Origin of the sequence: Methanobacterium sp. (assembly GCA_030017655.1) — an archaeon.
Lineage (GTDB): Archaea > Methanobacteriota > Methanobacteria > Methanobacteriales > Methanobacteriaceae > Methanobacterium_D.
In genome coordinates, this window is record JASEIM010000004.1 from 64,803 (window position 1) to 74,428 (window position 9,626).

The 9,626-nt window shown below is 30.7% G+C and carries 11 protein-coding genes; 2 read left to right on the top strand and 9 right to left on the bottom strand.

Annotated elements, in window-relative coordinates; genetic code table 11:
• Positions 1 to 16 precede the first annotated feature (16 nt).
• From QMD61_03155 to QMD61_03190, 8 genes are all read right to left on the bottom strand, one after another.
• On the bottom strand, positions 17 to 1,510 hold the full coding sequence (locus QMD61_03155; protein MDI6723627.1) for a histidine kinase dimerization/phosphoacceptor domain -containing protein: 1,494 nt from the start codon (positions 1,508 to 1,510) through the stop codon (positions 17 to 19).
• 336 nt (positions 1,511 to 1,846) lie between these two features.
• Positions 1,847 to 2,992: a histidine kinase dimerization/phosphoacceptor domain -containing protein gene (locus QMD61_03160; protein MDI6723628.1), complete on the bottom strand. Its 1,146-nt coding sequence runs from the start codon at positions 2,990 to 2,992 to the stop codon at positions 1,847 to 1,849.
• Positions 2,993 to 3,108: 116 nt separating this feature from the next.
• Complete coding sequence (locus tag QMD61_03165) at positions 3,109 to 3,405, bottom strand: Zn-ribbon containing protein (protein ID MDI6723629.1); 297 nt, start codon at positions 3,403 to 3,405, stop codon at positions 3,109 to 3,111.
• Positions 3,389 to 3,757 carry a DUF2073 domain-containing protein gene (locus tag QMD61_03170; protein ID MDI6723630.1) on the bottom strand — a complete coding sequence of 123 codons (369 nt, stop codon included), beginning with the start codon at positions 3,755 to 3,757 and terminating at the stop codon, positions 3,389 to 3,391. The genes QMD61_03165 and QMD61_03170 overlap by 17 nt, the downstream gene beginning before the upstream one ends.
• A gap of 33 nt (positions 3,758 to 3,790) precedes the next feature.
• Positions 3,791 to 4,411, bottom strand: coding sequence for an Era-like GTP-binding protein (locus QMD61_03175; protein ID MDI6723631.1), 621 nt, complete (start codon positions 4,409 to 4,411; stop codon positions 3,791 to 3,793).
• A gap of 4 nt (positions 4,412 to 4,415) precedes the next feature.
• Complete coding sequence (locus QMD61_03180) at positions 4,416 to 5,114, bottom strand: metal-dependent hydrolase (protein MDI6723632.1); 699 nt, start codon at positions 5,112 to 5,114, stop codon at positions 4,416 to 4,418.
• Positions 5,115 to 5,133: 19 nt separating this feature from the next.
• Complete coding sequence (locus tag QMD61_03185; protein ID MDI6723633.1) at positions 5,134 to 6,417, bottom strand: hypothetical protein; 1,284 nt, start codon at positions 6,415 to 6,417, stop codon at positions 5,134 to 5,136.
• A 360-nt stretch (positions 6,418 to 6,777) separates the two neighbouring features.
• A complete protein-coding gene (locus QMD61_03190) occupies positions 6,778 to 7,941 on the bottom strand; it encodes a UDP-N-acetylglucosamine--N-acetylmuramyl-(pentapeptide) pyrophosphoryl-undecaprenol N-acetylglucosamine transferase (GenBank protein MDI6723634.1) in 1,164 nt (387 codons plus the stop codon).
• Between the two features lie 186 nt (positions 7,942 to 8,127).
• Here QMD61_03190 and QMD61_03195 point away from each other — a divergent pair, with 186 nt between their 5' ends.
• On the top strand, positions 8,128 to 8,316 hold the full coding sequence (locus QMD61_03195; GenBank protein MDI6723635.1) for a class III signal peptide-containing protein: 189 nt from the start codon (positions 8,128 to 8,130) through the stop codon (positions 8,314 to 8,316).
• Positions 8,317 to 8,467: 151 nt separating this feature from the next.
• On the opposite strand, the gene QMD61_03200 is transcribed toward QMD61_03195, so the two are convergent.
• On the bottom strand, positions 8,468 to 9,064 hold the full coding sequence (locus tag QMD61_03200; GenBank protein ID MDI6723636.1) for a hypothetical protein: 597 nt from the start codon (positions 9,062 to 9,064) through the stop codon (positions 8,468 to 8,470).
• A 250-nt stretch (positions 9,065 to 9,314) separates the two neighbouring features.
• Here QMD61_03200 and QMD61_03205 point away from each other — a divergent pair, with 250 nt between their 5' ends.
• Complete coding sequence (locus QMD61_03205) at positions 9,315 to 9,503, top strand: class III signal peptide-containing protein (GenBank protein ID MDI6723637.1); 189 nt, start codon at positions 9,315 to 9,317, stop codon at positions 9,501 to 9,503.
• Positions 9,504 to 9,626: the final 123 nt, after the last annotated feature.

Sequence of the window (9,626 nt, forward strand, 5' to 3'; positions counted from 1 at the left end):
GCATTACTGGTTTGAGTTACTCCTGGAAAGTTAATTTGAAAAATGCCCCATTTTTATTTTTCAGTTCTATCTGTCCATTAAGCTGGTCTTTCAAACCGTTTACAAGACTTAAACCAAGTGTTTTAGTTTTATTTATGTCCAGATCATCAGGATAACCCATGCCGTTGTCACTTACAATCAGCTGATATATATTCTCCTTTTGCTGGAGATTTATGCGAATTTTGTCATTTTTATCTGACAGTGTTCTTTCCTTAGAGAATGCATGTTTAATTGAATTGGTCAGGAGTTCGTTGATAATTAATCCGCAGGGGAGTGCTTTATTAATGTCTAAAAGTACATCTTCAATATCAATATCTAATTTTATATCTGGGCCTACTCCATATGATTTATACAGATCTAAGGCGATTTGAGGAATATAATCTGCTAAATTAATTTTTGAAAGGTCATTTGATTGATAAAGTTTTTCATGAAGTAATGCTATTGATTTAACACGGTTTTGAATTTCTTTAAAAGTTTCAGATGTTTTTTCATCTTCTAAATAATTTGACTGGAGATTTATGAGGGAACTTATTATCTGAAGGTTATTTTTAACTCTATGGTGAATTTCCCTTAGAAGTACTTCTTTTTCTTTAAGGGATTTCATTATTTTGGATTCGGCATCTTTTTGCTCACTTATATCCTGAAGAGTTTCCAATGCACCAATAATTTTTCCTTTAGAGTTTCTAATGCTTGTTGCGGTAAGATGTAGCCATGAACCATTTTCACCAAGTGAAGGGAAAAAATCTATTGATTCACATGCGTCATCTAAAATGTTAGATCTTTTATATTTGTTCCCAAAATATTTTGGAATATCTTCTAAATTGCCATCTACAAGAAGATCAGCCATGCAAGGTCTTTCTTTACTATAAAAGGCTTTCCAGTGGTTATTGGTGCCCACAATTTCTCCAGTATTAATATTGCTTTGAGCTTCCAGTGCTTTATTCCAGTATACCACTTCATGTTCGGTATTTATAACAAACTGGGGAACTGGAGAAAAATGGATTATGTCTTTTAGTTTTTTTTCACTATCTTGTAGTTCTTCTTCCAGTTGTTCTCTTCTTAAAATCTCCATTTTTAAATCATAGTTTGAATCTTCAAGATCTTTGGTACGTTTCTTAAGTTTTTCATTTATTTCATTGAGAATTCTAACTCTTTCAATCCTTTCAAATAGGAATGCCACCGTAATAACTGTTAACATTATCATGGATAGTTTATAATAATTTTCAGTAAATACACTGCCCATGATAATTGAAATGACCTGAATGAAAACTAAGATTCCAATAAGGAGAACAGGGGCTAACCATGTTTTCTTTTTCCACCAGAAAGAAACCATAAATAGAGAAAAGGGATAAGCGACATTTGCACCGTTTTCTTGATTAGAATAATATGATAAAATACAAAAAATCCCTAACAATGTGATTGCAACTATGATTCTGCACATTTCATTCCTGTCTACGACTTTAGTTGACAAGGTTACACCCAATTTTCTGTTAATCATTGATTTTAGATTTTTATGTCGTTAAAAGATATTTCTGCTAATTATATTCACTAATATTGCTTAAGGATATATTATATAGGCATTACTTAAATATGTTTATTTTATGTAGCAAATACAGATTAAATATAAAAATTAAGAGGAATTTGAAGAAAAAATCGTTATTAAAATTTTTAATTGGATAGCCATATTACCTTTATTTTAGTAATAATAAGTAGAATTTGTAGTTACATGGTTTAATCATGCTTTTAATCAATTAACATAAATATACTATTAAAATGAGAGCGGATTAAAAAATAAATTTATAATATTTTATAAATCTTTAAAGATAAACTTAAAAGAAGTACTACTATCCTTTTCAAGCTCTATTCTGCCTTTAGCACGATTTAATAAGTTTATTAAGTCATCTAAAAGAGATAAACCTGACTTTTTATTATTTTCAAAATCAAGATAATCTGGAAAATCTATACCGTCATTGAATAGGGTCAGTATGTATTTATCTTTGTCAGTATTGAAATTTATGGTAATTTTGCCTTTTCCATCTGGATAGCAATGTTTTATGGAATTGCTTACAATTTCATTGATAATTAATCCACATGGAAGTGCTGTATCCATATCAAGAAAAATATCCTCTGCATTTATCTCAATTCCAATATGTGAACTTATTTCATATGATTTGCAGATATCTAAAGTCAATTTTTCAATGTAATCATTAGCTTTAACTTTAAAAAGATTATTTGATTGATAAAGCATTTCATGAATTATTGCAATGGAATTTATGAAATTATGAATTTCTTTAGAATTTCCAATTTTGTCAATATGGTTAGAGCGAATTTTCATTAGAGAGTTTATTAATTCTATGTTATTTTTAACTTTATAATGAATTTCTCGAAGAAAGGCTTCATTTTCTTTTAGTCTTTGAGTTTCTTCCTGTTCATGCATTTGTTTGGTTATGTCTTCAAGTGTTTCCACGGCACCGATGATTTCCCCTTTGGAGTTTCTAATAGCTTCTGCTGTAAAATGTAGCCATTTGCCATTTTCTCCCATCATTGGAAAGAAATCTATTGCTTCACATGTATCACCAAAACCTCTGGCTTTATATCCGTGATATTTCATTACATATTTAGATCTTTTCTTTTTCCCAGGATACCATTTAGGGATTTCTTCAATACGTTCATCAACAATCAAATCAGCCATACATGGTCTTTCACTTTCATAGAATGCCATCCAATGATTTTTTGTACCTATAATTTCACTGGCAGGGATATTAGTAGATTTTTCTATAGCACGGTTCCAGTAAATAACATTATGATTTTTATCTATAACAAATTTAGGAACAGGAGATATGCGTATTATTTCTTTTGACTTTTCATAATCTCTTAATATATCTTCAAATTCATTTTTTTCGTGGGTTTCCATTTTTATTTTTTTATTATCATTAGAAATGCTTTTATACATTATTTCACCCCCCCTTATGCTCTACATATGTTGAAAATATTTATAGTAATATCCTCCTATTTTAATTATTAAAATAAATTTTTGCAATCAATACAAAATTACTCTATAAAATTCCCTCATTTTTCATCTTTAATCTTTTTCTTTAAAAGAAAATTAATGTCAATTAAATACTTTCCTTCCTCATCTGAAACAATTATTGAATCATCCTCTAAAAGGGAAGGAAGATCAACTTCGTATATCCCATGATCATGAACCATGATGGTTTCAATGGATTTTCCACCATTTTTTTCTTTTTCATCATTCTTTTGGGGAGGATGATACTCAAAAAAATGGCTACCGCATTCTGGACATCCTTTTAGAATGTCTTCTGGCCTGCCTTTAAATAAAGCACCACATTTAATGCATAGATGCACCAGTATCACCGATATTTGCTATCATTGAGAGGAAGTTAGACTTTTTCTTAACGGTTCTCATGATATTTGCAGGTCCAATGATAGTTAATCCAATAGTTTTCTTTTTTGAAAGGCCAAAAAGAGATGTTTTATCCTTTTCAAGGGTGTAAATATCTATTCCAACAAAATTTTCAATGTCTATCTCTCTCATGGTGGTTTCTATTAGTTCGGCTTCTTCTTCGGGACTTAGTCCTCCTTCTATAATTACTAAATCTCCACTCTTTACCCTTTCAACAATCATTGATACTTTTTCCACACTACTGTGGGACATAAGAGCATCTGAAGATAGAAAATCCATTTTTAAACTATTCATTTTTGTACCTCTGAATTGGAATCATAAATATCATCATCTGAACCTTTTAACCATTGCATCGTAAAGATTTTCTGTATTTTCGCCATGTAATGCTGAAATTGGCACTACAGTGTGTTGGGGGAATACAGAAGTAATTCTATCAGGAACAGCTTCAGGAATATCAATTTTATTTGCAACAATCACAAAAGGAATTTTTCTGGCTTCTAAATTCCCAATAATAGTAATATTGGCCTGGGTAAGGGGATCTTTGGTGGCATCTATAACTAATAGGACCCCAGTAACGTCATCTAACCATTTAATCGCTTCTATTATTCCCTTTGTAGCTTCTTTAGCCCTTTCTTTTGCCTCAACCTCAGATAGGCCATATTGAAGAAAATTTTTATAATCTATTTTGGTGGCTATTCCTGGAGTATCAATAATATCAAAGTCAAGTTCAACTCCATTGTGTTGAATACTGACATGTTCCTGTTTATATACCTTTCTTGTTTCATGAGGTATCTCTGATGTCAATCCAAGGGGTTTTCCTAACCAATCATTGGTCATGGTGTTTGCTAAGGTGGTTTTCCCGGAGTTGGGGTGGCCGTACAGCCCGATCTTCAATTTTTTGTCTTTTCCAAGCAGTCTATTCAAGAATCTTCTGAAAATGCTCTGCATTTTATCACTCTTTATATATTTGGCCAGGTTCAAGGATAACGACCTTCGTTTCTTTGTTCAGTGACTTTACCCTACGGGCAAAATCTTCAGGGTCCTGTTTAATTACAGGAAACGTATTGTAGTGCATGGGAATAACAATTTCTGGATTAATCCATTTTACAGCCATTGAAGCTTCAAATGGTCCCATTGTATATCTATCACCAATAGGGAGAATGGCTATGTTTGGTTTATAAATATCGCCTATGACCGTTTTCATATCTCCAAAAATACCTGTATCTCCAGAATGGTAAATTTTCTTACCGTTTTCGAGTTGTATTATATAACCGCAAGAGCTACCCCCTGCACCTATTTCTTCAATAAAATCCATATCTGATGAATGATTGGAATTTAACATTGTTATTGTAATATTATGAATTTTTACGGATCCTCCTATATTCATTCCCATTGCTTCTAAACCCTGCTTTGCAAGAAAAACTGAATGCTCATGATTTGCAACTATTACAGCTCCTGTTCTATTTGCTATTTCCATGGCATCTCCAAAATGATCTGCATGGCCATGAGTAACACAAATTATGTCTGCATCCACTTCTTCAACTGTAACAGGACAAACTGGATTATTACTTATAAATGGGTCAATGAGAATCTTTAAATCTTCATCAGACACGATTTCAAAGGCTGAATGTCCAAACCACCTTATTTGCATAATTAATCTTTGGCTCCTATTATTTGATTTCAAGATTTATATCTTTGGAAAGTTTCCATGCTTCATTAAACATTCTTTCTATTTCTTCAATGGATTTAATGTCTTTATAAATTACTCCAACTTCAAAACTTTCATATATTGGATCTGTTGAAATTATCAGGCCATTTTCAGCGTCTGCCACAATTGCAACTGTATGAACATGAGGCATGGTTCTTATTTTAACATTGTTGTCCATTAAAAGTTTAATAAGTTCAACTGATGCATCATCATCCAGACTTGCTTCCTGGATAATCATTTTACTTTCTGTTTCCATAAATTTCTTAAGAGCGCTAACCTCTATGTTACGAACCCATGGATACATCATTAATATTTTTTCATTAGCTTTTAGAATTGTATCCTGCATTGTCTCCTGTACATCACCCGCATCAAAGGACCATATTATGCTCGGATCCTTTGATTCAGACTTGATTTGATTAAGAGTGCCTTTAAATGAATCTAACCTTTCCTCAATAAGGTTTTCAATGTCTTTAGCATTTTTTATGTAGTTTTCTTTTAATCTGTCCAATCGATTTTTTACAAACTCATCTTCCTCATCCCGTGAGAGAGGTTTTGACATGTATTTTCCATTTCTTTCCATAACTGACGGTAATTTTATTTTCTCTTTTTTCTCTTTAGGACGGTCTTCTTCAGTGACGGTTTTTTCAGGCTCTTTTCTAATAAAAGAAGCTTGAGGCCTCTTAATATCTCTTTGCACTGGGTTTTCCATACTGATCGGTTGTTTTTCTCCTAATACTTTTTTAGGAGTTTGAGGTTTTTTAATATCTTTTTGTGGTGTAATTATTTTTTCTTTTGTTTTAGTTACTGGGGATTCTGGTTTCTTTACGTCTTCTCTTGTAATCTTTTTTGGTGTTATTTTTCTTGGTTTGGGTACATTTTCCGATGGTTTTTCGGAAGTTACTAGTTTCTTAATATTTTCTTTAGGCTTTTGTATAGTTGCTGAAGGTTCTTTAATTGTTTTTGATGGTTTAGGTTTAATTTCTTTAGGTATAGCTTTAGATGTTATCCTTTCTTCGCTACCTTTAGTATACTGCCCTTTTTTTGGTAAGGATGGTGCTGGAGATTTTATCGAATCTTTTTTAATTTGACCTCCAAAGAAAATTAAAAGTGCTACCCCTATAACAGTAGAAAATAACCCAATAAGGAAAAATTTGATGTCTGGAGGTGTTGAGAATCCAAAAGACATAGAATAAAATCCTAGAATTATTAGTACGACCCCAAATACTGTAATAATTAAATTAATCATTTGATGCCTCCAAATTCATATATTATATTTATTCATCATAAACTTAATGAATAAGACCCCTTTATACCTCTATAACCTAAAATTAATCACACTACCATAAAAAGATTTTTATTCTTCATTCCTTAACTTAATTCAATTCTTCACTAAATTTAGGATATTAATGCAAAATTATTCAAAAAAAATCTTAATCAAAACGACTTTTTTAGGCAAATCTGCCCTTAATATATTTTAATCATTTTTAAAGGTCTTCGATACTGTTATTAGATATATTACATTAATATAATCTATTATTTTCACATAAAAAATAGTTTTAACCTTTTGTTAGTAAGGGGTGTTATCTGATATAAACTAAATGAAATCTTAATTGTAAATATTTTTATGGAGTCCTGCATATTCTGAGATTATTTTAATTGTATTTTCAGTTCCATTGTATTTAGAGAATTTTCTCTTCACAATCTCTGCATTTCTTTTTAATTTCTCGTTGTTCAGGGCACTATTTATATTTGCTGCGAAATCTGCTGGATTTAACTCTTTTAAGTTATTTACTATGGATATGCCATATTTTTCCATATTCAGCGCATTTTTTGCTTGTTCTGGATGGTTGTCAATTGGAACAAGAATATTTGGAATGCCAAGTGATGCAAGTTCCATGGTAGTTGTATGACCTGCAAGGCTTATTACGAGGTCTGAAATGTTCATCCATTCCATCATATTGTCTAAAAACTTCTTTTTTATTATTTTATCTGAATTCTGTATAAAATCAGATTTTATTTGGGGCCCTGTTACAATTATTATTTTATCGCTTTCTATACTGTCAGATGCTTCATAAATTAATTTAAGCAATTTTTTTCCGAATTCACTTCCACCGACTGTAATGAGAATTATTTTATCTTCCTTGTTCAATCCGAATTTTTTCCTGATTTCAGTTTTATCAGCTATTTCATCAGGATTATTCTTAAGTATAGGCCCAGTAAATAACGCTATATCTTCCAGTTTTAAAGGTATTTCTATGGAATCTTTAATATCGGGTATTAAAATAGCATTACAAAGGCCAGATACATCTGTAATAAACCTTTTTAATCCATTTTCTAAATATTCAATGGTTTTTTCATCGGGATAAAGTTCTGAAAAATTAAGAGTTAATTCGTTTGTAATCATGATACAGGGTATTCCAAGAACTTTACATGTTATGGGGACAGAATAATGGGAATCGGCTACAACAACATCAGGTTTGAATTTTTTTATTATTTTAGATTCGTGATATATGCTTTTTAAAAGAATAAAAGGTGCATCTATGGATTTTTTTGCTGTATGTTTTATATCAAGTTCGCCGCCGTTACCATAAAATTTAATATCTGGTAATTTAACGGTTTTGTATACTCCTGCTTCTACAAGCGTTTCATAGCCGGAACCGTAGCTTGCAAAAGCAACTTCCACCCCATTTTCTTTGAGTTTGTTGGCAAGGGCAATACACCTTGATACGTGCCCCATACCTATTCCGCAGGGCATCATAAGCACTTTCATAGTCTTTAAGGCCTCTTATGCATTTTTATAAATATAATCTTTGTCATTTTTATGTTATTGATGTTAATAAAATTTTTTGAATTTATTGAAGTATCTAATTATTCAAAATATAATCATTACTTTTATTATTATAAATATGATTAATTTTATATATATTATTAAATAAATAATAAATATGGTGAAAATATGAATATTTTAGTTGATGAAAGTGGTCAGGGAGTGGCAGAATACCTTTTATTATTTGCTGGCGTGATTATTATAGCAATAGGAACGTTAGTTATATATAATTCTTACTTCACAACCCATGCATTCGATACTGCTGCAGATGTCAAGACAACTAGACAGCATACAGGCGCAAACAACGGATCATTATAAAAATTTTTTCTTATTTTTAAATATTGAAACATGAAAAAAAATAATATTTAATTTTGGGGGGGGGGCTTTTAATTAAAATACAGAATTAATTATTTTTTCCCTGTTTAATAGCTGCATGATCCTTAATCTAAAGAAGTAAGATTATATTTGGTTATTTTGATTGTGGTATTTTGAGCTTATTAATTTTAGTTTCATCATGGGAAACAATGTAGTTTATAAGATGTTCTAATAACTCAAGGGAATTTCTTTCATTACTTAGCCCCAATGCTAATTTATTCTGCAGTGTTTCTTTTTGATTTTTAGGTCTTGATTTAATATGAAGAATTATTCTATTAAATAGTGTGTCTGAATCATATAAATCGAAGGACATATTTGAATTGTTTATTTCTGATATTTTCTGTCTGAAAATAATTTTTAATTTATAAAATGCATCTTTCAGTTCTATAGGATCTTCACTATCTAATTTTTTTAATAGAATATTAATGTCCAGAGGCTCTGTTCTTATTAAGCCGAAAACAATACCTTCAGATTTTATGGACTGTATCCGTTTTATCCCTTCATAAACATCGAAATCATACCCGATAATATATATTTTTTTATCCTTTAGAAAGGACATTAAAATCTCATTAAGGGTTTTATCAGAGATATTTGATGTTTTCCGGATTTCTTCTAATAGTTTTCTTTTTGAAAGTTCTTTTTCACCTATTATTTTAAGAGTTAACTCTCTTAAACCACTATTTTTTGACATATATAATCCACAGCTATATTTTTGTTATGTGACAATATGCACATTCTAGTATATAAAAATAGATATTTATGTGGGATATAAAATTACCATATGAAATTATTAAATTAAATAGACTATTTTAGGGGGTGAAAAGAAGGACAATTTAGAAGTAGAGTAATAATATTAACTGTTTATGTATTAGTACATACAATAAATTTATTAACCAGTAACCTAAGAATAAAAACCATAAAATTATACGGAGGTAAAAAACATGAAGTTTTTAAGTGATGAAAGTGGTCAGGGAGCAGCTGAATATATCTTATTGTTCGGTGGTGTCATCGTTATAGCTATCGCTGCTTTAGTAATCTACAACTCTTACTTCAACAACCAGTCATTCAACACTGCAGAAGATATTTCAACTACTAGAAGTAAGGCTGCTGCAAATGATAGAACTTTATAATTAAACCCTTATTTTATTTTTAGGGCTTTAATTAACATACGGAGGTAAAAAACATGAAGTTTTTAAGTGATGAAAGTGGTCAGGGAGCAGCTGAATATATCTTATTGTTCGGTGGTGTCATCG